The sequence below is a fragment of the Janthinobacterium sp. BJB401 genome (assembly GCF_013372745.1).
GTDB lineage: Bacteria > Pseudomonadota > Gammaproteobacteria > Burkholderiales > Burkholderiaceae_D > Janthinobacterium > Janthinobacterium rivuli.
This window is the reverse complement of the sequence record NZ_JABXFH010000016.1, coordinates 23283-43955: the sequence shown is the minus strand read 5'-3', so window position 1 is coordinate 43955 and position 20673 is coordinate 23283. Positions and strand designations below refer to the sequence as shown.

General features: G+C 64.6%; 18 protein-coding genes. 15 read left to right on the top strand and 3 right to left on the bottom strand.

All coding sequences use genetic code 11. The annotated features are described in order from the left end of the window. Window positions 1–62: 62 nt before the first annotated feature. The gene (locus HWE17_RS12830; protein WP_176388997.1) at window positions 63–842 is read right to left on the bottom strand and encodes a helix-turn-helix transcriptional regulator; all 780 of its coding nucleotides are present in this window, start codon (window positions 840–842) and stop codon (window positions 63–65) included. Between the two features lie 101 nt (window positions 843–943). Here HWE17_RS12830 and HWE17_RS12825 point away from each other — a divergent pair, with 101 nt between their 5' ends. Beyond that, window positions 944–1834: a DMT family transporter gene (locus HWE17_RS12825; RefSeq protein ID WP_176388996.1), complete on the top strand. Its 891-nt coding sequence runs from the start codon at window positions 944–946 to the stop codon at window positions 1832–1834. Between the two features lie 38 nt (window positions 1835–1872). Further along, window positions 1873–2460 carry an O-methyltransferase gene (locus tag HWE17_RS12820; protein WP_176388995.1) on the top strand — a complete coding sequence of 196 codons (588 nt, stop codon included), beginning with the start codon at window positions 1873–1875 and terminating at the stop codon, window positions 2458–2460. Here the strand turns inward: HWE17_RS12820 and HWE17_RS12815 are convergent. Next, a complete protein-coding gene (locus tag HWE17_RS12815) occupies window positions 2444–3346 on the bottom strand; it encodes a LysR family transcriptional regulator (RefSeq protein ID WP_176388994.1) in 903 nt (300 codons plus the stop codon). The two genes, HWE17_RS12820 and HWE17_RS12815, sit on opposite strands and share 17 nt — an antisense overlap. Before the next feature lie 85 nt (window positions 3347–3431). Here HWE17_RS12815 and HWE17_RS12810 point away from each other — a divergent pair, with 85 nt between their 5' ends. The 13 genes from HWE17_RS12810 (at window position 3432) to HWE17_RS12750 (ending at window position 19849) form a co-directional block, all read left to right on the top strand. After that, the gene (locus tag HWE17_RS12810) at window positions 3432–4424 is read left to right on the top strand and encodes an aldo/keto reductase (protein WP_217916769.1); all 993 of its coding nucleotides are present in this window, start codon (window positions 3432–3434) and stop codon (window positions 4422–4424) included. 139 nt (window positions 4425–4563) lie between these two features. Next, window positions 4564–5388, top strand: a complete 825-nt coding sequence (locus tag HWE17_RS12805; protein WP_200880276.1) for a protein-glutamate O-methyltransferase CheR — start codon at window positions 4564–4566, stop codon at window positions 5386–5388. Window position 5389: 1 nt separating this feature from the next. Then, entirely contained in the window at window positions 5390–5998 is a 609-nt protein-coding gene (locus HWE17_RS12800) for a chemotaxis protein CheB (RefSeq protein ID WP_176388993.1), read from the top strand. 106 nt (window positions 5999–6104) lie between these two features. After that, entirely contained in the window at window positions 6105–7229 is a 1125-nt protein-coding gene (locus HWE17_RS12795; protein WP_176388992.1) for a hybrid sensor histidine kinase/response regulator, read from the top strand. Then, on the top strand, window positions 7226–10624 hold the full coding sequence (locus HWE17_RS12790) for a PAS domain S-box protein (RefSeq protein WP_176388991.1): 3399 nt from the start codon (window positions 7226–7228) through the stop codon (window positions 10622–10624). The genes HWE17_RS12795 and HWE17_RS12790 overlap by 4 nt, the downstream gene beginning before the upstream one ends. A 48-nt stretch (window positions 10625–10672) precedes the next feature. Beyond that, on the top strand, window positions 10673–11071 hold the full coding sequence (locus HWE17_RS12785) for an MAPEG family protein (RefSeq protein WP_176388990.1): 399 nt from the start codon (window positions 10673–10675) through the stop codon (window positions 11069–11071). 116 nt (window positions 11072–11187) lie between these two features. After that, a complete protein-coding gene (locus HWE17_RS12780; RefSeq protein ID WP_176388989.1) occupies window positions 11188–12876 on the top strand; it encodes an ATP-dependent DNA helicase RecQ in 1689 nt (562 codons plus the stop codon). A 90-nt stretch (window positions 12877–12966) separates the two neighbouring features. Next, on the top strand, window positions 12967–13998 hold the full coding sequence (locus HWE17_RS12775) for a ligase-associated DNA damage response exonuclease (RefSeq protein WP_176388988.1): 1032 nt from the start codon (window positions 12967–12969) through the stop codon (window positions 13996–13998). Continuing rightward, window positions 13991–15622, top strand: a complete 1632-nt coding sequence (locus HWE17_RS12770) for an ATP-dependent DNA ligase (protein WP_099403637.1) — start codon at window positions 13991–13993, stop codon at window positions 15620–15622. The genes HWE17_RS12775 and HWE17_RS12770 overlap by 8 nt, the downstream gene beginning before the upstream one ends. Before the next feature lie 7 nt (window positions 15623–15629). Then, complete coding sequence (locus HWE17_RS12765; protein ID WP_176388987.1) at window positions 15630–18095, top strand: ligase-associated DNA damage response DEXH box helicase; 2466 nt, start codon at window positions 15630–15632, stop codon at window positions 18093–18095. Next, window positions 18092–18766, top strand: a complete 675-nt coding sequence (gene pdeM, locus HWE17_RS12760) for a ligase-associated DNA damage response endonuclease PdeM (protein ID WP_176388986.1) — start codon at window positions 18092–18094, stop codon at window positions 18764–18766. The genes HWE17_RS12765 and pdeM overlap by 4 nt, the downstream gene beginning before the upstream one ends. Before the next feature lie 205 nt (window positions 18767–18971). Further along, the gene (locus tag HWE17_RS12755) at window positions 18972–19331 is read left to right on the top strand and encodes a KGG domain-containing protein (RefSeq protein ID WP_176388985.1); all 360 of its coding nucleotides are present in this window, start codon (window positions 18972–18974) and stop codon (window positions 19329–19331) included. A 254-nt stretch (window positions 19332–19585) separates the two neighbouring features. Continuing rightward, window positions 19586–19849 carry a hypothetical protein gene (locus HWE17_RS12750; protein ID WP_035821081.1) on the top strand — a complete coding sequence of 88 codons (264 nt, stop codon included), beginning with the start codon at window positions 19586–19588 and terminating at the stop codon, window positions 19847–19849. A gap of 109 nt (window positions 19850–19958) precedes the next feature. Here HWE17_RS12750 and HWE17_RS12745 read toward each other — a convergent pair whose 3' ends face one another. Beyond that, window positions 19959–20456 carry a pyridoxamine 5'-phosphate oxidase family protein gene (locus tag HWE17_RS12745; RefSeq protein ID WP_035821078.1) on the bottom strand — a complete coding sequence of 166 codons (498 nt, stop codon included), beginning with the start codon at window positions 20454–20456 and terminating at the stop codon, window positions 19959–19961. Between the last annotated feature and the right edge of the window lie 217 nt (window positions 20457–20673).

The following is a 20673-nucleotide window of genomic DNA, read 5'->3' as shown; positions in this document are numbered from 1 at the left end:
GGAAAGATGTTTGAATTTTAGCATCCCCATATGACAAACCATGACAAAGCGGATCCGCTTTTTCAGCGCAGGCCGCGGCGGAACTGGTCGGGCGTGCCGCCGCTCTGGCGGCGAAACATGGCGATGAAGGCCGAGGCCGTGCTGTAGCCCAGTTCCAGCGCGATCGCCTGCACGGTGTCTCCCTGTTCCAGCAGGGGCAGGGCGGCCAGGAAGCGCTGGCGCTGGCGCCATTCGCCGAACGGCATGCCCAGTTCGCGCTGGCAGCGGCGCGCCAGGGTGCGCTCGGTCACGTGCAGTTGCGCGGCCCACTCCGCCAGTGAGCGGTTACTGCCCGGCTCCGCCTGCAGGGCGGCCAGCAGCGCCGCGATGACGGGTTCGTCGCTGCCGGGCAGGTAGTTGCGGCTGCACGGCGCCAGTTGCAGCTGGTCGACCAGCACCTGCGCCAGGCGCTGGTCTGCTTCGGTGGCGGGCGTGGTGACATGGCGCCCGGCAAAGTCGCCGAGGATGGCTTTGAGCAGGGGGCTCATGACCAGCGCGCACGGCTGGGCCGGCAACTGCGCGCACAGGCTGGCGTCGATGTAGGCCGAGTGAAACACGACATCCTGGCGGATATAGCCGTCGTGCAAAGTCTCGGGCGGTATCCACACGGCGTACTGGGGCGGCGACAGGTAGCGCTGGCCCGCGACCATGATTTCCATCACGCCCGTGGAGCAATACGTGAGCTGTCCCCAAGGATGGCTCTGGTAATCGAACTGCTGGTGCGCGCGGTAATCGTCGAGGCGGAAATACACGGGATGGGGCAGGGTGTCGGAAACGGCGGGGAAATGCTGGTTGCTGGCCATGGTGTTTTTGTCCTGTTCTTCGCATCGATTGTCCGATATTCATTATATCCATGGAATCGGACCATGCGAAAATGGCGGTCTTGAATACTGGAGTACGCCGCATGCAAGTGAAGCACTATCTGTTACCCGTGATCGCCGTGCTGATCTGGGCCATCAATACCATCGTCAGCAAGATGGCCGTGGGCGTGATCGATCCGGCCGCCATCTCGTTCTACCGCTGGCTGCTGGCCGGCGTGCTGCTGGCGCTGGTGTTCGCCCGTCCCGTATGGAAGCAGCGGGCCGTGGTGAAGCCCTACCTTGGCAAACTGTTTGTGCTGGGCATGCTGGGCATGGTCATGTACCAGTGCCTCGCCTACATCGCCGCGCAAACGACGACGGCCACCAATATGGGCATTTTGGCGTCGATGATGCCCTTGCTGGCCGTCGGCCTGTCCGTCTTGCTGCTGGGTGAGGCGCCCACCGTGGGCGGCGTGTTCGGCGGTCTGATGTCGCTGCTGGGACTGGGCTATCTGCTCAGTCATGGCGACCCGGCCGCCCTGCTGGCCCATGGCGCGGCCGTGGGCGACGCCCTGATGCTGCTGGCGTGCCTGTCATATGCGGGCTATGGCGTGCTGCTCAAGCGCTGGAAGATTCCCCTGAATAACTGGCATTCCTTGCTGATCCAGGTCTGGTGCGCCGTGCCCGTGCTGTTCGTGTATTACCTGAGCCAGTCCGCGCCGCCCGTCACCAGTGCCGGCTTGCCGCTGGTACTGTTTGCCGGCATTCCCGCTTCCATCCTCGCGCCGTTTTTGTGGATGCATGGCCTGGCCAAGCTGGGACCGAGCCGCGCCACGACCTTGATGAACTTGCTGCCCGTGTTCACGGTGATCATCGCCATGCTGTTCCTCGGTGAAACCCTGCACAGCTACGACGTGATCGGCGGCGGCGTGACCCTGCTGGGCGTGGTGATGGTGCAGTATCTGAAACGTCCGTTGCGCCGCGCACCGGCATAGTTTTTTTGCTATGCTGGTGTTTTGAGCAAGGAGGCGCCATGCCCAGCATCGATACACTGTTGAGTGAACTGGAAGCATTCGGCAATAGCAATGATGCGGCGCATGCGGAGCGGACCAGCCGCATGCTCAATATCACGCGCGACACGGGCGAATTGCTGGCCGTGATGGTGCACGCGCGCGGCGCGCGGCGGGTGCTGGAAATCGGCACGTCGAACGGCTATTCCACCCTGTGGCTGGCGCGCGCCGTGCAGGCGCTGGGCGGCAAGGTGGTGACGGTGGAAAAGGCGCAGGACAAGTTCGACATGGCGCATGCCAACTTTGTGCGCGCGCAATTGCAAGGCGTGATCGGTCAGCTGCTGGCGGACGCGGGCGACGTGCTGCGCGATGCGGCCGACGGCGCCTACGATTTCATCTTCCTCGATTCCGCGCGCCAGCAATACGCGCAGTGGTGGCCGCAGCTGGACCGCGCGCTGGCGGCCGGCGGCGTGCTGGTGGTCGATAACGCCAGTTCGCACTACGCGGACATGGCGGAGTTTCTTGAGGCCATCCGCGCCGACAGCCGCTACACGACGTGCCTGGCCACCGTCGGCAAGGGCGAATTCATCGCCGTCAAGGCCGGCAACTGATGTTCAGATGTTCTTGCGCCAGTTGGCGCAACAGGGGCAGGGACGCATGGCCCGTATCGGCCTGCCAGGCCAGGCCGATGCCGGCCGCCAATTCCTCGCCCTCCACCAATTTTCGGTAGGCCACGCCGTCCAGGCGCAGCGCGCGGAAGGAGTCGGCCAGCAGGGCCATGCCCTTGCCGGCCGCCACGTCGCCGAGCAGCACATGGTGATCGGGCGCTTCACGCAGGAAATGCGGCGCGAAGCCATGCCGGCGAAACACTTGCTGGCAATGGTCGAAGAAGGCGGGCTGGCGCGCCCTTTCGAACCAGTAGACGGATTCCATCGAAATGTCGGCCAGGCTGAGCTTGCGCTTCTTCGCCAGCCGGTGGCCGGCGGGCAGGGCCAGCATCATGGCCTGGCGCGCCAGCGGCTGCACGGCCAGTTCGAACGTGGCGCTGGGTAGCGCAAGCAGGGCCGCATCGAGCTGGCCCTTGCGCACGCTAGCCACCAGACGCGGCGACGGTGCCGCCGTCAATTCCAGACGGACATTGCCCAGCTGCTCCTCCAGCGCCGCCAGCAGCGGACGGAACAGGCCGGCCGCCACGGAGCTCGTCAAGCCCAGGCGCAGGCGCGCGGGGGTAGCATCGCGCTGCAGCGACGCTTGCGCCGTCTCCAGCAAATCGAGGATGTGCAGTGCCTGCGGCAGCAGGGTGCGGCCCGCTGGCGTCAAGGCCACGCCTTGCGTGTCGCGCTCGAACAGGCGTGCGCCCAGCTTGTCTTCCAGCCCCTTGATGGCGCGCGACAAGGGCGGCTGGGTCATGTGCAATTGCTCCGCCGCCTGGCGAAAGTTCAGGCAGCGGGCGACGGCGCAAAACAGGGTCAGGGCATGGGTATCGAGGGCTCTCATACCATAAAGGTATCACGAAATCAGGCATTCCCTTGCCAGCCGGCGTGCTCCAGACTGGCCGCATTGACACTTGAGGGAGATCAACATGCAACTGCAACAACGACGGATCGGCAATAGCGGCTTGACCAGCTCGGCATTGGGCCTGGGCTGCATGGGCATGTCGGAGTTCTATGGTGCCACGGACGAGGCGCAATCCCTGGCGACACTGGAAGCGGCCCTGGCGGCCGGCGTGACCCTGTTCGACACGGCCGACGCCTACGGTTTCGGCCACAACGAGCAATTGCTGGGACGCTTCCTGACGCGCCACCGGGGCCAGGCTCTGGTCGCCACCAAATGCGGCCTGGCGCGCGAGGCGGGCAGTTATGCGCGCCGCGTCGACAATTCCCCCGCCTACATCCGCCAGGCGTGCGAAGCGTCGCTGGCGCGCCTGGGCGTGGAGAGCATCGACCTGTTCTACCTGCACCGCCTGAACCTCGAGACGCCACTGGGCGAGTCGATGGGGGCGCTGGCGCAACTGCGGCAAGAGGGCAAGATCCGCGCCGTGGGCCTGTGCGAAGTGAGCGCCGCCACCTTGCGGCGCGCGGCGGCCATCTGCCCCGTGGCGGCCGTGCAGAGCGAATACTCGCTGTGGACGCGCGAACCGGAGCAGGGCGTGCTGGCCGCCTGCCGCGACATGGGCGCCAGTTTCTTTGCCTACAGTCCGCTGGGGCGCGGTTTCCTGACGGGCGCCATTGCCGATGCGGCCAGCCTGGACGCAGATGATTTCCGCCACTTCAATCCCCGCTTTGCGGCCGATAACCTGGCGCGCAACCAGGCCATCGTCGCGCAAGTCCGGGACATGGCGCGCGCAAAAGGCTGCACGCCGGGCCAGCTGGCGCTGGCCTGGCTGCTGGCGCAAGGCGATGACGTCATTCCCATCCCCGGTACCAAGCGCATCGCGTATCTGCACGACAACCTCGGCGCGCTGACCGTGCGGCTGGACGGGGCGGAACTGGCGGCGATGAACGCCGCCTTTCCCTTGGGCATGGCGGCCGGTGCGCGCTATACGGAGGAGGGCATGAAGGGCGTGGATGCCTGAAAAAAGACGTGCGAGTGTACGCCAGCGTACCTAACTGATACTTTCTCTGCGGGATAATTGCCGGTGATCTGCTAGCATTTGCAGTGACTGCATGGTGTACGTTGCACTGTGTTCAACGGTCAGGTATCCGATGAGGTGGATGTTGTTAGATGACGATATTTTCGATATAGAACTGAAGTTATTGCTTGAGGGAATACTGCTGCGCTATCAGCACGATTTCCGCGATTATTCCGTGGCATCGCTGCGCCGGCGCATGCGCCAGGCCATGGAGCGCTTCGGCTGCGCCAGTCTGTCGCAATTGCAGGACCGCATCTTGCACGAGCCGGCCATGTTCGCGCAGATGCTGCAGTTTTTTACGGTGCAAGTGAGCGAGATGTTCCGCGATCCCGCCTACTTCCGCGCCTTGCGCGAAAAAGTCGTGCCCATCCTGCATACCTATCCTTCCATCAAGATCTGGGTGGCCGGCTGCAGCAGCGGCGAAGAGGTATGGTCGCTGGCCATCTTGCTGGAAGAGGAAGGCTTGCTTGAGCGCAGCATGATTTACGCGACGGACATCAACGTGGAAGCGCTGGCCGCCGCGGAGGCAGGCATTTATCCGATCGAGCGCATCGCCCAGTTCAGCGAGAATTACCAGCTGGCCGGCGGCAAGCGCTCGCTGTCCGACTATTACACGGCGGCCTACAAGGGCGCCATCTTTGAGCGGCGCTTGCGGCGCCAGTTCGTCTTCGCCGACCACAGCCTGGCGACGGACAGCGTGTTTTCGGAGGTGCACATGGTTTCCTGCCGTAACGTCATGATTTACTTCAATAAAGACTTGCAAGACCGCAGCCTGGGCCTGTTCCACGAAGCACTGGTGAACCGGGGTTTCCTGGGGCTGGGCATGAAGGAAAGCCTGCATTTCAGCCGCCATGCGGCCAGCTTCAACGAGCTGAGCCCGGCTGAACGCATCTTCCAGCGTGCCTGACATGCTGCCAAGCTGCGACGTGGCGCCACCGCCCGCCGGCCTGCGCCTGATCGCCATCGGCGCCTCGGCCGGCGGCGTGGAAGCGCTGGGCATCGTGCTGCGCGCCTTGCCCGCTGCCTGCCGCGCCACCGTGGTGGTGGTGCTGCACCTGGCGCCGGGCCGCTCGAGCCAGTTGCCGCATCTGTATGCGGAACGTTGCCAGCTGCCCTTGCGCGAGGCGCAGGACAAGGAACCGCTGCAAGCCGGCACCGTGTATTTCGCCCCGCCCGATTACCACCTGCAAGTGGAACCCGATGGCTGTTTTTCCCTGTCGCAGGAAGCGCCCGTGTATTTTTCGCGCCCATCCATCGACGTCCTGCTGGAAACGGCGGCCCTGGCCTATAGGCGCGCCATGCTGGCCATCATCCTGACGGGCGCCTCGGCCGATGGCGCGGCCGGTCTGGCGCGCGTGCGGCAACTGGGTGGCAGTGCCTGGGTGCAAGACCCGCAGCGGGCCAGTTGTGGCATCATGCCGGCGGCCGCGCTCAAGCGGGCCGGCGCCGACCGCGTGCTCGATTTGCCGCAGATGGCTGCCAGCCTGGCATTGCTCGGCGATGGCGAACACAAGTGAATCGAAATAGTGCAGTGCGTGTAATATATGTGAGAATTGAAACAATGTTTATGTCCATATCGAAACACGATGGCATCTTGCCGTTGCGATGCCTGAAGATGACCCCGTGACCGCACCTATCCATATCCTCGTCGTTGACGACATCGCGCAAAACCTGGTCGCCGCCGAAGCCGTGCTGGCACGGCCCGGTATTGTCATCCTGAAGGCAAGCTCGGGCGCGCAAGCGCTGGAATTGCTGTTGATACACGACGTGGCGCTGGCCCTGATCGACGTGCAAATGCCGCAGATGGATGGCTTCGAACTGGCCGAGCTGATACGCGGCAGCGAGCGCACGCGCAGCATTCCCCTGATTTTCCTCACGGCCGCGTCGCGCGAACCGAGCTACAGCTTCCGCGGCTACGAGGCGGGCGCCGTCGATTTCCTGTACAAGCCCATCGACGTGAAAGCCTTGCAAAGCAAGGTGGCCGTGCTGGTCCAGTTGTACCAACAAAAACGCGAATTGTCGGCCCAGCTCGACGAGCTCAAGCATGCATTGCACCTGAATGAACTGTTCACGGCCGTGCTGGGCCACGACTTGCGCACGCCCTTGTCGGTGGTGATGAATGGCGCCATGCTGTTGCCGATGATGAGCGATCACCCGAAGGTGGTCGTCACGGCGCAGCGCATCGAAAGCAGCGCCAAGCGCATGGCGCGCATGGTCGACCAGTTGCTGGACCTAGCGCGCATCCGTTCCGGCACGATGGAGTTGCGCAGCAGCACGCACGACTACCTGGCGCTGGCGCGCGCCATCGTCGACGAGTTCGAGACGGCCGGCCAGGCCGCCCTTGTCGAGGTCAGCAGCGTGGGCGAGCTGCACGGGCTCTGCGATGCGGGCCTGTTGTCGCAAGTCATCTCGAATCTGTTAAGCAATGCCCTCACGCATGGCGAGCAGGGCGCGCCGGTGCAACTGGCCCTGGACGGACGCGACGCGGACAGCATTCAATTGCGCATCGCCAATCGCGGCGTCATCCCCGCCGCCTTGCTGCCGACCCTGTTCGAACCGTTCCAGCAGGCGGGCGAGAAGCGCAAGACGGGGCAGGGCCTGGGGTTGGGCCTGTACACGGTCAACATGTTCGTCAAGGCCCACGGTGGCACGGTCGAGCTCACTTCGACGGCTGCGCAGGGCACGCTGGCGACCGTGCGCATCCCGCGCCAGTGCCAGGTGCGCGTGCAAGCGGGACTGGCCACATGAGCGCGCCAGCCTGGCCGCGCGGCGGCGGCAGCATGGGCGAACTGGTGCGCCAGCGCGACTGGTCCGCCACCTGCCTGGGCCCGCTCGATGGCTGGCCCGCCCATTTGCGCACCAGCGTCGACATCGTGCTCCATTCGCCGATGGCGATGGTGCTGATGTGGGGCCCGCAGCACGTGATGATTTACAACGACGACTACATCCACATCGCCGGGGCGCGCCATCCGGCGGCGCTGGGCGATACGGTGCCGGCCGTCTGGCCCGAGATCTGGGACTGGAACGCGCGCATCCTCGACGCGGGGTTGCGCGGCGAGACGCAGGTGCACCGCGAATGCTGTTTGCCGCTGTTGCGCGACGGCCAGCGCGCGGACGTCTGTTTCGACCTGTTTTATACGCCCGTGCATGGCGCCGACGGCCAGATCGATGGCGTGCTGTGCACGGCGCTGGAATTGACGGCGCGCATGGAAGAGGGGCGCCAGCTGAAGCTGGCCACGGCCGAATTGGGCGAACTCAACACCACTTTGCAGGCCGAGGGCGAGGCCGTGCGCGCGGCCAACCGCCGCCTGGGCGAGGAGCGCGCGCTGCTGCGCGCCCTGTTCCAGCAGGCGCCCAGCTTCATGGCTCTGCTGCGCGGGCCGCGGCACGTGTTCGAACTGGCGAATGAACATTATCTGCGCCTGGTGGGCCACCGCGATCTGCTGGGCAAGACAGTCGAAGCGGCCTTGCCCGAAGTCAAGGAGCAAGGTTTCATCGAACTGCTCGACCAGGTCTACCGCACGGGCGAACCTTACGAGGGGCGCCAGGTCAAAGTGGATTTGCAGACGGCGGATGGGCAGACGGGGCAGCGCCAGATCGATTTCGTCTACCAGCCCATCAAGGATGACGAGGGCGCGGTTACGGGTATCCTCGTCGAAGGCATCGACGTCACCGAGCGCATGGAAGGCGAGGAACGCTTGCGCCTGGCCCAGCAGGCCGGTGGCATCGGGACCTTCGAATGGTTCCCCGAGACGGGCGCGATGCTGGTGTCGCCCACCTTCCGCCGCCTGTGGGGCATTGCCGACGAGGAAGAAGTGACGGAACGCCTGCTGGTGAGCCTGGTCGATGCGCGTGACCAGCAAAAGGTCGGGCCCAGCAAGCTTGCTGTGGCGCCCAATCCCCTCGAATACGTGGAGTACCGCATCCGCCGTCCCGCCGATGGCGCGCTGCGCTGGATCGCGCGCCAGGGCGAGGTGGTGGCCGGCCGCGTGCCGGGCCAGCGCCGCTACGTGGGCGTGTCGTTCGACGTGACGGAGCGGCGCCAGATCGAGGATGAACTGAACGCCAGCCAGGAGCGCATGGCCGCCATTTTCGGCCAGGCGTCGGTGGGCTTGTCCGAGCTGGGCCTTGATGGCAGTTTTCAGCGCGTTAACGGCGCCCTGTGCTGCATGCTGGGCCGTTCCGCCGAAGAACTGCTGAGCCTGAACATGAATGACATCATGCATCCGGCGGACGTGCCTGGTAACAGCGTGCTGTTCCAGCGCCTGGTGGAAACGGGCGAGTCGTTCTCGCTGGAAAAGCGCTACCTGAAACCCGATGGTTCGCAAGTGTGGGTGTCGAGCAATGTCAGCCGCCTGGTCGATGAGCAAGGTCATACGCGTTCCTTGATCGCCGTCAAGACGGACATCACGGACCGGCGCCGCGTGGAAAAAGCGCTGCATGAATTGAACGAAACGCTCGAGCACCGGGTCGAACAGGAAGTCAACGAGCGCACCAAGGCCGAAGACGCCTTGCGCCAGGCGCAAAAGATGGAAGCCGTGGGGCAACTGACAGGGGGGATCGCGCACGATTTTAATAATGTGCTGCAAATCATTTCCGGCAATTTGCATTTGTTGCATCATCTGGCGGGCACGGATGGCTTGATGCGCCAGCGCCTGGACACGGCGATCGCCGCCGTCGAGCGGGGCGCCAAATTGTCGTCGCATCTGTTGGCGTTTGCGCGGCGCCAGCCCTTGAAACCCGTGGTGGCCGACCTGGCGCGCGTGGTGCGCAACATGGATGCCTTGTTGCGGCGCGCCCTGGGCGAAGCGATCGACATCGTGCTGGTGGGCGGCGGCGGACTGTGGAATACCCTGGTCGACCGCAGCCAGATCGAGAACGTCATCCTCAACCTGGCCATCAATGCGCGCGACGCCATGGATGGCGCGGGCAAGCTGACCATCGAGCTGGGCAATGTCGTGCTCGACGAACAGTATGTGCACAACCTGGTCGATGTACCGGCCGGCCAGTACGTGATGCTGTCGGTGACGGACACGGGCCGCGGCATGAGCGGCGCCGTCCTGCAGCGCGCGTTCGAGCCGTTTTTCACGACGAAGCCGGAAGGCGCGGGCACGGGCCTGGGTTTGTCGATGGCGTATGGCTTCGTCACGCAAAGCCGCGGCCATATCCGCATTTACAGTGAACCTGGCGTGGGCACGGGAGTCAAAATCTATTTGCCCCGCTCCCTGATGGCGGAAGCGGACGAGGAACTGGAATTGAGCGGCGTCGTCACGGGCGGCACGGAAACGGTGCTGGTGGTGGAAGACGACGTCGGTGTGCGCACCACCGTGGTCGACATGCTCGGGGCGCTGGGCTACCAGGTGCTCAAGGCCGAGGATGGCGAAAGCGCGTTGGCCGTGCTGCACAGCGGCGCGCAGATCGATTTGCTGTTTACGGACGTGATCATGCCCGGTCCCGTCAGCAGCACGGAGATGGCGCTGCAGGCGCGCCAATTGCAGCCCGATATCGCCGTGCTGTTTACGTCGGGCTACGCGCAGGATGTCATCGTGCACGAAGGCAGGCTCGACGCGGGAGTGGAATTGCTCAGCAAACCATACCGGCGCGAAGAGCTGGCACGCAAGCTGCGCCATGTGCTGGCCAATCGCCAGCAGCAAATGCGTGCGCGCCAGTTTGAGCGGTCCGGCGCGCCGGTGGCCGGCATTCAGGCGGACGGCAGCACGGCGTCCAGCGTGCTGGGCGGCGGCACGCCGGGGCTGGACTTGACGGGCCATGCGCCAACACCGCAGGGTGACATGCCGACATCGATGAAAATACTCGTGGTGGAAGACAATCTCGATTCCCAGCTGATGGTGTGCGAACTGGTGGGCATGCTGGGCCACACGGTCAGCGGCGTGTCCGATGGCGAAGCGGCGTGGGAATTGCTCAACGAGCAAGACTTCGATATCCTGTTTACGGATGTCAGCCTGCCCGGCATGTCCGGCATCGCGCTGGCGCGCATGGTGCTGCGCGACAAACCGGACATGCGCATCATCTTTTCCACTGGCTATGGCAAGGAATCGATGGATGAGCTGGGCTTTTCCGCCAGCGTCTTGCGCAAGCCTTATGATTTGATGGAGTTGCAAGCGGCACTCGACCAACCCTGACGGGCACGCGCCGGCATGGCTTGCCCGTCTCACCCGCAGAGGTAAGGCATGACTCCTGAACTGACGATGCTGGCTTGTACTTTGGTGCTGGCGCTGGTGCAAATCCTCCTGCCCGCGCTGTTTCGCACGCGCGAAACGGGCACGGCCTATAACGTGAGCGCGCGCGACGGCGACGGGCCGCCCGTGGGCAAGATCACGGCCCGCTTGCGGCGGGCCCAGGCGAACCTGTTCGAAACCTTGCCCCTGTTCGCCGCCGCCGTGCTGATCGCCCACGTGACGGCGCAGGAAAGCGCGCTCACCCTGTATGGCGCCGCCCTGTACCTGGCCGCGCGCGTGCTGTATTTACCCCTGTACGCGTTTGGCGTGCCCGTCGTGCGCACGCTCGTGTGGTGCGTGTCGATAGCCGGCTTGCTGATGCTGTTCTGGGCCATCCTGTTTACTTCTTGAAGTCCTACACGGGCTGTGGCAGCCGTCCTATGGCGGCGCGCCAGGCCCGGCCGTAAAGTAACTGCAGCCAGGCGCAAGGGCGCCGGCATGGCGCTTTTACTTTTGGGATGGCAATCATGCAGGCTACTGCGAACCAATCCGGCAAGTCCGGCAAGCACATACAGCGTCTGCTGCGCACGGTCTTTGGCGTGACGCGGCTGCGCACGGGCCAGCAAGACGTCATCGACAGCGTGCTGGCCGGGCGCGACACTCTGGCCATCATGCCCACCGGCAGCGGCAAGTCGCTGTGCTACCAGCTACCCGCCGCGCTATTGCCGGGCGCCACTTTGGTCGTGTCGCCGCTGATTTCGCTGATGAAAGACCAGCTGGAAAAGCTGCATGAACTGGGTATCACGGCCGTGCAGCTCAACAGCAGCCTGTCGCGCGCGGAAGAGGACGAGGCCATCGCCCGCATCAGCCAGGGCGGCAGGCTCATCATCTTTTGCACGCCGGAACGTCTGGCGAGCGCCGATTTTCTGTCCCTGCTGGCCAGTGCGCCGCCCATCCTGGTCGTCATCGATGAAGCCCATTGCATTTCCCAGTGGGGCCACGACTTCCGTCCCGCCTACCTGGAAATCGCGGCTGCCCTGCGCGCGCTGGGCCGTCCGCCCGTGCTGGCACTGACGGCCACGGCCACCGCAGAAGTGATCGACGATATCGACACGCAGCTGGAAGCGCGCAAGCTGCAGGTCATCAATACGGGCATCTACCGCGCCAATTTGCGCTACCGCGTGATCCAGGTCACGAATGCCGGAGAGAAACAGGACGAAGTCTTGCGCCTGCTGCGCGAGACGGCCGGCGTGGGCATCGTGTATGCGGCCACCGTCAAGGCCGTCGAGGATCTGGCGGCGCGGCTGGGCGAATTGGGCGAGAGCGTCACGTGCTACCACGGCAAGCTGGCGGCGCGCGAGCGCAAGCACAACCAGGATTTGTTCATGAATGGCGAACGCCGCATCATGGTCGCCACCAACGCCTTCGGCATGGGCATCGACAAGCCCGACACGCGCTTCGTCATCCACTTGCAGGTGCCGGCCAACCTGGAAGCGTACTACCAGGAATCGGGCCGGGCGGGACGCGACGGCTTGCCCGCCGACTGCACCTTGCTGTATTTCCAGGAAGACAAGCGGGTGCAGCAATTCTTTCTGGCCAAGCACTATCCCACGGCGGAAGAACTGGCGGCCATCGTGGCGGCCGCGCAAGAATTACCGGCCACGTTTGCGTTCGCTGCGCTGGCGTCCAGCCTGCCCGAGTTTTCCGACGGCCATTTGAAGGTCTGCCTGAAATTGTTAAAGGACGGCAAGCTGCTGCGCCAGGACCGCAAGCTGGGCTACCGCTTGACAGCGCCGTCGTCCGCCACGCCTTCGTATGCGCAGCTAGCGCAAGTCTACGTCGACAAGCAGGAGCGCGACAAGCAGGCGCTCGAGCAAATGGTGGCGTATGCGCAAAGCGGCCTGTGCCGCTGGAAACTGCTGCTCGATTACTTTGGCGATGCCGGCGATGCGGACGATTTTGAGCGCTGCTGCACCTGCGACAATTGCCTGTCGCCGCCCGCGCTGGCCGCGCCCATCTCCCTCGACGAGTTCCCTCCCGCGCCTGCTGAAGCGCCGCCGCCCGCGCCGGCGCCCCAGATCGCCGTCGGCAGCCGCGTGCGCGTACCGCGCTACCAGATCGGCACCGTGCTGTCCGTGGCGGGCGACCAGGTCACGATTGCCTTTCCGGAAAACACCACGCGTACCTTCATGGCGGAGTTCGTCGTTCCCGCGTGAAGCCATGGTGCGCTGCCGAACAGTGATTTGGCGCAAGAGCGCTAGAATCAGCCCATTCCAACGCGCTTTTTTCAAGGCAGGGAGCAGGGCATGGCAGACATGGTGGTGGTACGCAAGGAGGGCTTGTACTGTGTGCCGGGGCAGTTCTACATCGACCCGTGGCGCCCCGTCGAGCGCGCCATCATCACGCATGCGCACGCCGACCATGCGAGAGTTGGTCACCGGCATTACCTGTGCGCCGCGCCCGGCGAGCAGGTGCTGCGCGCGCGTCTGGGCGCCGTGTCCATCCAGGGCCTCGCGTATGGCGAGACCATCGACCATCACGGCGTGCGCGTGTCGCTGCATCCGGCCGGCCACGTGCTGGGTTCGGCCCAGGTGCGCATGGAAGTGGGCGGTGAAGTGTGGGTGGCGTCGGGCGACTACAAGCTGCAGCCCGACCCCACTTGCGCACCGTTCGAGCCCGTGCGCTGCGATACTTTTATTACGGAATCGACCTTCGGCCTGCCCATCTACCGCTGGCAGGCGCCGCAGGAAATCAATGATGACATCAACCAGTGGTGGCGCAGGAATGCGGCCGAAGGGCGCACCAGTGTGCTGTTCTGCTATGCCTTCGGCAAGGCGCAGCGCATCCTGGCCGGGCTCGATTCTTCCATCGGTCCCATCATCTGTCATGGCGCGGCGCAGGCCTTGACGCAGGTGTACCGCGAATCGGGCGTGGCCTTGCCCGCCACCGTCATGGTGAGCGACGTGACGGACAAGGCGGCCTTGAAAACGGCGATGGTGATCGCGCCGCCGTCGGCCGCCGGTTCGCCATGGATGAAGCGCTTCGGCGACTACAGCGATGCGTTCGCCAGCGGCTGGATGCTGCTGCGCGGCGCGCGCCGGCGGCGCGGCGTGGACCGGGGTTTTGTCCTGTCCGACCATGCCGACTGGCCCGGCCTGATGCAAGCGATCACGGCCACGCGGGCTGAACGCATCATCGTCACGCATGGCGCGATTCCCGTGATGGTGCGCTGGCTGCAGCAGAACGGCTGGCAGGCGGGCGGCTTTGAGACGGAATATGGCGACGACGAGGCGGAAGACGGCGTAGTGGCACAACAGGAGGCAGCGCCCCATGCGTGACTTTGCCCGGCTGTACGCGGAACTCGACGAGACGACCTCCACCAGCCGCAAGCTGGCGGCCCTGCAAGCCTATTTTCGCGGCGCCTCGCCCGAGAATGCGGCCTGGGCCGTGTACTTCCTGGCCGGCGGCAAGCCGCGCCAGGCCGTGCCCACCAAGTTGCTGCGCGAGTATGCGACCGAGCGGGCTGGCCTTGACGCCTGGCTGTTCGACGAGGCCTATCACGCCGTGGGCGACCTGGCCGAAACCATCGCCCTGATCCTGCCCGCGCCCACCAAACGCAGCGACATCGGCCTGGCCGAGTGGGTCGAGCAGCGCATCGCGTCGTTGCGCGGCGCGCCGCCCGACACCATCCGCGCCGACTTGCTGGCCTACTGGGACGAGCTGGAAACGCGCGAACGTTTTTTGTTGATCAAACTGATCGGCGGCGGCTTTCGCGTGGGCGTCTCCAAACTGCTGGTGACGCGCGCGCTGGCCTCCATTGCCGCCGTCGACAGCAAGCTGATCGCCCAGCGCCTGATGGGCTGGACTGATGGCAAGGTCAGCCCCACGGGCGCGGGTTTTCTCAAACTGATCGCCGCGCAGTCCGATGGCGAACATGCGCTGCGCGGCGGCCAGCCGTATCCGTTCTTCCTCGCCCATCCCTTGCAGGCGGAGCCGCAGAGTCTCGGCAACATCGGCGACTGGCTGGTCGAATGGAAATACGACGGCATGCGCGCCCAGCTGCTGCGCCGCGAGGGCGTGAACTGGCTGTGGTCGCGCGGCGAGGAATTGATCACGGAGCGCTTTCCCGAACTGGCGCAGCTGGCCTTGCCCGAAGGCACCGTACTTGATGGCGAAATCCTCATCTGGCAGCCGGGCGACGTGCCGGCGCCATTTGCTGATTTGCAACAGCGCATGGGCCGCAAGAGCGTCTCGTCCAAGCTGCTGGCCGAGTTGCCGGCCGTCCTCGTGGCCTACGATGTGCTGGAACTCGATGGCGTGGACGTGCGCCAGCTGCCCCAGCTCGAGCGCCGCGCGCTGCTGGAAAGCGTCGTGGCCGGCGTGAACTCTCCCGCGCTGCGTTTGTCGCCGCGCATAGCGGCGGCAAGCTGGGAAGCGCTGGCGGCCATCCGCAGCGAATCGCGGGCGCGCGGGGTGGAAGGCTTGATGCTCAAGGCCGTGTCGGCCGCGTATGGCGTGGGCCGCACGAAAGATGTGGGCACCTGGTGGAAGTGGAAGATCGACCCGTATGCCGTCGACGCCGTGCTGATCTACGCCCAGGCGGGCCACGGCCGGCGCGCGTCGCTGTACACGGATTACACGTTTGCCGTGTGGGATGACGTTGAGGAAGGGGAACGTAAGCTGGTGCCGTTCGCCAAGGCGTATTCCGGTTTGACGGATGCGGAAATCGGGCAAGTCGATGCCGCCATCCGCAAGACGACGATAGAAAAATTCGGCCCCGTGCGCAGCGTCAAGCCGACGATGGTGTTCGAGATCGGCTTCGAAGGCATCGCCGCGTCCAGCCGGCACAAGGCGGGCATCGCCGTGCGCTTTCCCCGCATCCTGCGCCGGCGCGAAGACAAGGCCATCGCCGACGCGGATACCCTGGCCACCTTGAAGGCCATGCTGGCCCAGACCACATGAGCAAGCGATGAGCAACAGCGCGCTGGCGCAGCGCATCGATGCCTGGTTCGGCATGCGCGGCTGGTCCATATTCCCGTTCCAGCGCGCCGTCTGGCGTGCGGCTGCACAGGGCCAGTCCGGTCTGCTGCATGCGAGCACGGGCTCGGGCAAGACCTATGCCGTCTGGTTCGGCGCCTTGCTGCGCGCCGAGCGGCTGGCGCGCAAAGGTAAAAAACAGGGCTTGCGCGTGCTGTGGATCACGCCCATGCGGGCGCTGGCGGCCGACACCGTGCGCGCCTTGCAAGCGTCTGGCGCGGAGCTGGCACCCGGCTGGCGCATCGAGGCGCGCACGGGCGACACGAGCGCCGCGCAGCGCGCACGGCAGGCGAAGGCCTGGCCCGAGGTGCTCGTCACGACGCCGGAAAGCCTGTCATTGATGCTGAGCCAGGCGGATGCCCGCGAACGTTTTAGTTTGCTGGAAACCGTGATCGTCGACGAGTGGCATGAATTGATGGGAAGCAAGCGCGGTGTGCAGGTGCAGCTGGCGCTGGTCCGCTTGCGCCGCTGGAATGATACGTTGATGACGTGGGGCCTGTCTGCCACCCTGGGCAATTTGCGGCAGGCGCAGGACGTCTTGCTGGGCGAGGAAAACGCCGGCGTGCTGGTGGAAGGGAAAATTAAAAAACGCATCCTCGTCGACAGCCTGATTCCCACCAACCCCACGCGCTTTCCCTGGGGCGGCCACCTGGGCATTCAGATGCTGCAACCGCTGATCGCCGAGATCGAAGGCAGCGCCACCACCCTCGTGTTTACCAACACGCGTTCGCAGGCCGAGCTGTGGTACCAGCACCTGCTCGATGCGCGGCCCGACTGGGCCGGCTTGATCGCCCTGCACCACGGTTCGCTGGACCGCGAAGTGCGCGAGTGGGTCGAGCAGCACCTGAAAACGGGCGAACTGAAAGCCGTCGTGTGCACGTCCAGCCTGGACCTGGGCGTCGATTTCCTGCCCGTCGAGCGCGTGCTGCAAGTGGGCAGCGCGAAAGGCATCGCGCGCCTGGTGCAGCGGGCCGGGCGCAGCGGCCATGCGCCGGGGCGCATTTCGCGCGTCACCCTGGTGCCCACCAACAGCCTGGAATTGCTGGAAGCGGCTGCTGCCCGGGCCGCCCTGGCGCAAGGCCACCTGGAAGCGCGGCCCGTGCCGGACAAGCCGCTCGACGTGCTGGTGCAGCACCTGGTGACGATCGCGCTGGGTGGTGGTTTTGCGTCGCCCGAGTTGTACGCGGAAGTGCGCGCCGCCTGGTCGTACCGGGACCTGACCCTGGACGAGTGGCAATGGGCGCTCGATTTCGTCGCGCGCGGCGGGCAAAGCCTCACCGTGTATCCGGAATACCGGAGGGTGCTGCCCGATGAGGAGGGCGTGTACCGCGTGCCGGACGTGGCGCTGGCGCGGCGCCACCGCATGAGCATCGGCACCATCGTGTCGGAGGCGGCGATCCAGGTCAAGTTCCTCGGTGGCGGCCGCATCGGCAGCATCGAGGAATCGTTCATCGCGCGCCTGAAGTCGGGCGACCATTTTCTGTTTGGCGGGCGCATCCTGGAATTCGTGCGCGTGCACGAAATGACGGCCTACGTGCGGCGCGCCACAGGCAGCCGCGGCGCCGTGCCGCGCTGGCAGGGTGGCAAGATGCCGCTGTCGTCGGAACTCGCGCATGCCGTGCTCGACCAGTTGCAACTGGCGCAGGAAGGCCGTGCCAGCGGGCCGGAAATGCGCGCGCTGGCGCCGCTGCTGGCCATCCAGCAGGCATGGTCGAGCCTGCCCACGCGCGCGACCTTATTGCTGGAAACCTTGTCCAGCCGCGAAGGCCACCACCTGTTCATGTATCCGTTTGCGGGCCGCTCCGTGCACCTGGGCCTGGCGTCCTTGCTGGCCTACCGCATCGCGCGCGTGCAGCCGGCGACCTTGTCGATCGCCGTCAACGATTACGGCTTTGAATTGCTGGGCGCGGACGAGATCGATTTTGCGCCCCTGTTGAGGGGCGCCAGCGGCGCCGATCTTGCCCTGTTCAGCACGGACAATCTGCTCGAGGACGTGCTGGCCAGCCTGAACGCGACGGAATTGTCGCAGCGGCGCTTCCGCGAAATCGCCCGCATCGCGGGATTGGTGTTCCAGGGCTATCCAGGCCAGCCGAAAAGCGCGCGCCAGCTGCAGGCCTCGTCCTCGCTGTTTTTTGAAGTGTTCCGCAAGCACGATGCGGCCAACTTGCTGCTCACGCAGGCGCAGCGCGAAGTGCTGGAACAGGAACTGGAATTGACGCGCCTGCGCGCCACCTTGCGCGAGCTGCATGGACGGCGCATTTCCCTGCAGCCGCTGGAGCGGGCCTCGCCCTTTGCCTTCGGCCTGATGGTCGAGCGCTTCCGCGAACAGCTGACGACGGAAAAACTGTCGGACCGGGTGGCGCGGCTGGTCAGCGCGCTGGAAAAGGCGGCCGCATGAGTGAGTCGCGGCAGGCGCACTGCGTGGTGGAACTGGCCGGCGAGATTCTATGGCTGCTGGCGCACAAGGCCGTGTACTGGCCGGCGCGCAAGATGCTGGTCATCGCCGACATCCATTTCGGCAAGGCGGCTGCGTTTCGCGCGCTGGGCGTGCCCGTGCCGCGCGGCACCACCACGCAAAACCTGCTGGCGCTCGACGCCTTGCTGGCCAGTTACGCTTGCGAGGAAATCGTCTTTCTCGGCGACTTTTTGCATGCGCGCGCCGCGCATGCGCCCACCACCGTGGCCGCCATGCTGGCCTGGCGCGCGCGCCATCCGGACGTGCGCCTGACGGTGGTGCGCGGCAACCACGATGCGCATGCGGGCGACCCGGCCGCCGCGCTGGGGATCTGCATGGTCGATGAACCGCACCAGGTGGGCAAGCTGTCGTTCTGCCATCACCCGGACACCGCCGCGCCCGGCTATGTGCTGGCCGGCCACGTGCATCCCGTGTTTCACTTGCGCGCTGAAAGAGGCGGCTTACGCCTGCCGTGTTTCCTGCTGGGCCAGCAGCGCGTCATCTTGCCCTCGTTTGGCGCATTTACGGGCGGCCATGCGGTGCTGCCAGCCGCTGGCGAACGTGTCTACGTGACGGCCGACGCGGCGATTTTCGCACTACCCGCTAACTGCTGAGTGTCTGGTACTTTTGGTGGAAAACTAAAAGTAACTACGCTACCGTAGGCGGGACTCATCCTACATGCGCTCTTGCCATCCTCCTATTTCTTGTGCCCCATGTGCGCACTAAGATGACGGTTCCCTTGCCATGCGAGGGGGAAGAATTGCATGGTTTGCATTGTTTTTTGCATTGTTTCTGATTCCATCGATCAAGGAGATCATCATGGCCACATCGAGCGACAATAAACAGCAAGGTAATAAAACCAGTAGCGGCAGCGGCGGCAACAAGCAAAGCGATACCAGCAAACGGGGTTTCGCTTCCATGGATCCCGCCCAGCAGCGTGAAATCGCCAGCGAAGGCGGACGTGCCGCGCATGAAAAAGGCACGGCGCATGAATTCACGTCGGAAGAGGCACGCCGTGCAGGCAGCCAAAGCCACAAGAACGATGCCAACCGGCAAAGCGCTTCCAGTTCCAGCGGGACGCGCGACAATGCCAGCATGAACCAGGATGGCAACCGCGACAGTGGCAACAAGCAAAGCGGTGGTTCGGGATCCAGTTCGGGGTCGCGCAACAAGCAGTAAGAAGCGGTAACAAGTAGTCACGAGCAGTAGCAAGCAGTAGCAAGCAGTAGCAAGTGAGCATGACCAGCGGCAGGCAGGTGCGCCGCTGGTCATGTCGCATCTGTCCGCTTGCCGCACAATTTTGATGCAATGCAGCAGCCATGGACTATGATGAATGAGCTGGGCTGGCAAGGTGCAATCACCGTGCCATCACCTCGCAGTCAACTTGCAGTCAACTTGCACTCAGGTACTCACTCACGATCAGGGAGAAGATAATGGGCAACTCGAATACGCCGCACGCGGGCAATAGCCAGGGCGGCACGCCATCCACGGCGGGCAGCAAGCAAAGCACGGCCGATTCGGCCGAAAACTTTGTGCTGGTCGATAGCGAGCAAGGCCTCGATATCGGCGACGATCTGTTTTCCATCGGCGAAGTACGGCGCGCCGACCGCTTGCCCCATCACCAGTCCGGCGTCGCCGGACAGAGCCGGCAGAGCGCCGACGATGCGCCGGACACCACGGGCAGTACGGGCGTCTGAACTTTCCTTCCTGACTGTTTGATCATCCCCACAGGGCCAGCCGCAAAGCGTGTTCGCGCACGCCGGCTGGCCATGCCTGCGTGCGCGCGGGTCAATCACGAAGGCTAGGCTACAGATCGACCCGGCCGTGTTCGCCCAGGTCCTTCGGCGGCTCGCCCGTGATGGCGGCCTTGGCCATCTCATAGAATTGCATCATCTTGCTGGCGCTGCTATCCCAGTATTCGGCCGACTGTATCGTCACTTTGATCAGCGACAGCTTCGGATCGTCGAGTCCGCCCGGGAACCAGGCTTTCACCAGCGGGCTCCACAACTCCTCCGCCTTGGCGCGGTCCTTCAGCAATTGCGCGTGGCCGCAGACGGAGACATACAGGCTGTCGCCCGTGTCGACGAAGCTGACATTGACTTGCGGATTGTTCAGCAAGTCGCGCGTGTAGGCGGCCTCGTCCGAGACAAAGAACCAGATGTGCCCTTCGCTATCGACCTGCTGCTGCGTCAGCGGCCGGCTGGTGAGCGTGCGCATGTCGTCGCTGGTGGTCAGCATGCCGAATTTGACGTCCTTGATCTTGGCCGCGATGCTGGCCAGTTGTTCGCTGGAATACTGTTGCATGTGCTTGCTCCTGTTTGATTGTCCTGAACAACAGCATAGGCGGGCGCGGCGCGCGGCTCTGTACGGCAGCTTACGTAGCAGGCCAGCTTTGTTTCAAAGCTGTTACAAAACGCTGGCCCGGCGGGGCGCCCCATGTATTGACTTAATAAATGATAATCATTATCATTTGTTTGAAAATATCAGCATGCACTTTGATTGAAGGATGGGAATGAAGCAC

What these genes read in the sequence shown, in the direction of transcription:
- HWE17_RS12790 (WP_176388991.1), top strand. Translation starts at nt 7,226, where the DNA reads ATGAGCGCGCCAGCCTGGCCGCGCGGCGGCGGCAGCATGGGCGAACTG.
- HWE17_RS12820 (WP_176388995.1), top strand. Translation starts at nt 1,873, where the DNA reads ATGCCCAGCATCGATACACTGTTGAGTGAACTGGAAGCATTCGGCAAT.
- HWE17_RS12750 (WP_035821081.1), top strand. Translation starts at nt 19,586, where the DNA reads ATGGGCAACTCGAATACGCCGCACGCGGGCAATAGCCAGGGCGGCACG.
- HWE17_RS12775 (WP_176388988.1), top strand. Translation starts at nt 12,967, where the DNA reads ATGGCAGACATGGTGGTGGTACGCAAGGAGGGCTTGTACTGTGTGCCG.
- HWE17_RS12800 (WP_176388993.1), top strand. Translation starts at nt 5,390, where the DNA reads ATGCTGCCAAGCTGCGACGTGGCGCCACCGCCCGCCGGCCTGCGCCTG.
- HWE17_RS12770 (WP_099403637.1), top strand. Translation starts at nt 13,991, where the DNA reads ATGCGTGACTTTGCCCGGCTGTACGCGGAACTCGACGAGACGACCTCC.
- HWE17_RS12765 (WP_176388987.1), top strand. Translation starts at nt 15,630, where the DNA reads ATGAGCAACAGCGCGCTGGCGCAGCGCATCGATGCCTGGTTCGGCATG.
- HWE17_RS12755 (WP_176388985.1), top strand. Translation starts at nt 18,972, where the DNA reads ATGGCCACATCGAGCGACAATAAACAGCAAGGTAATAAAACCAGTAGC.
- HWE17_RS12785 (WP_176388990.1), top strand. Translation starts at nt 10,673, where the DNA reads ATGACTCCTGAACTGACGATGCTGGCTTGTACTTTGGTGCTGGCGCTG.
- HWE17_RS12810 (WP_217916769.1), top strand. Translation starts at nt 3,432, where the DNA reads ATGCAACTGCAACAACGACGGATCGGCAATAGCGGCTTGACCAGCTCG.
- HWE17_RS12745 (WP_035821078.1), bottom strand. Translation starts at nt 20,456, where the DNA reads ATGCAACAGTATTCCAGCGAACAACTGGCCAGCATCGCGGCCAAGATC.
- pdeM (WP_176388986.1), top strand. Translation starts at nt 18,092, where the DNA reads ATGAGTGAGTCGCGGCAGGCGCACTGCGTGGTGGAACTGGCCGGCGAG.
- HWE17_RS12825 (WP_176388996.1), top strand. Translation starts at nt 944, where the DNA reads ATGCAAGTGAAGCACTATCTGTTACCCGTGATCGCCGTGCTGATCTGG.
- HWE17_RS12815 (WP_176388994.1), bottom strand. Translation starts at nt 3,346, where the DNA reads ATGAGAGCCCTCGATACCCATGCCCTGACCCTGTTTTGCGCCGTCGCC.
- HWE17_RS12830 (WP_176388997.1), bottom strand. Translation starts at nt 842, where the DNA reads ATGGCCAGCAACCAGCATTTCCCCGCCGTTTCCGACACCCTGCCCCAT.
- HWE17_RS12780 (WP_176388989.1), top strand. Translation starts at nt 11,188, where the DNA reads ATGCAGGCTACTGCGAACCAATCCGGCAAGTCCGGCAAGCACATACAG.
- HWE17_RS12805 (WP_200880276.1), top strand. Translation starts at nt 4,564, where the DNA reads ATGTTGTTAGATGACGATATTTTCGATATAGAACTGAAGTTATTGCTT.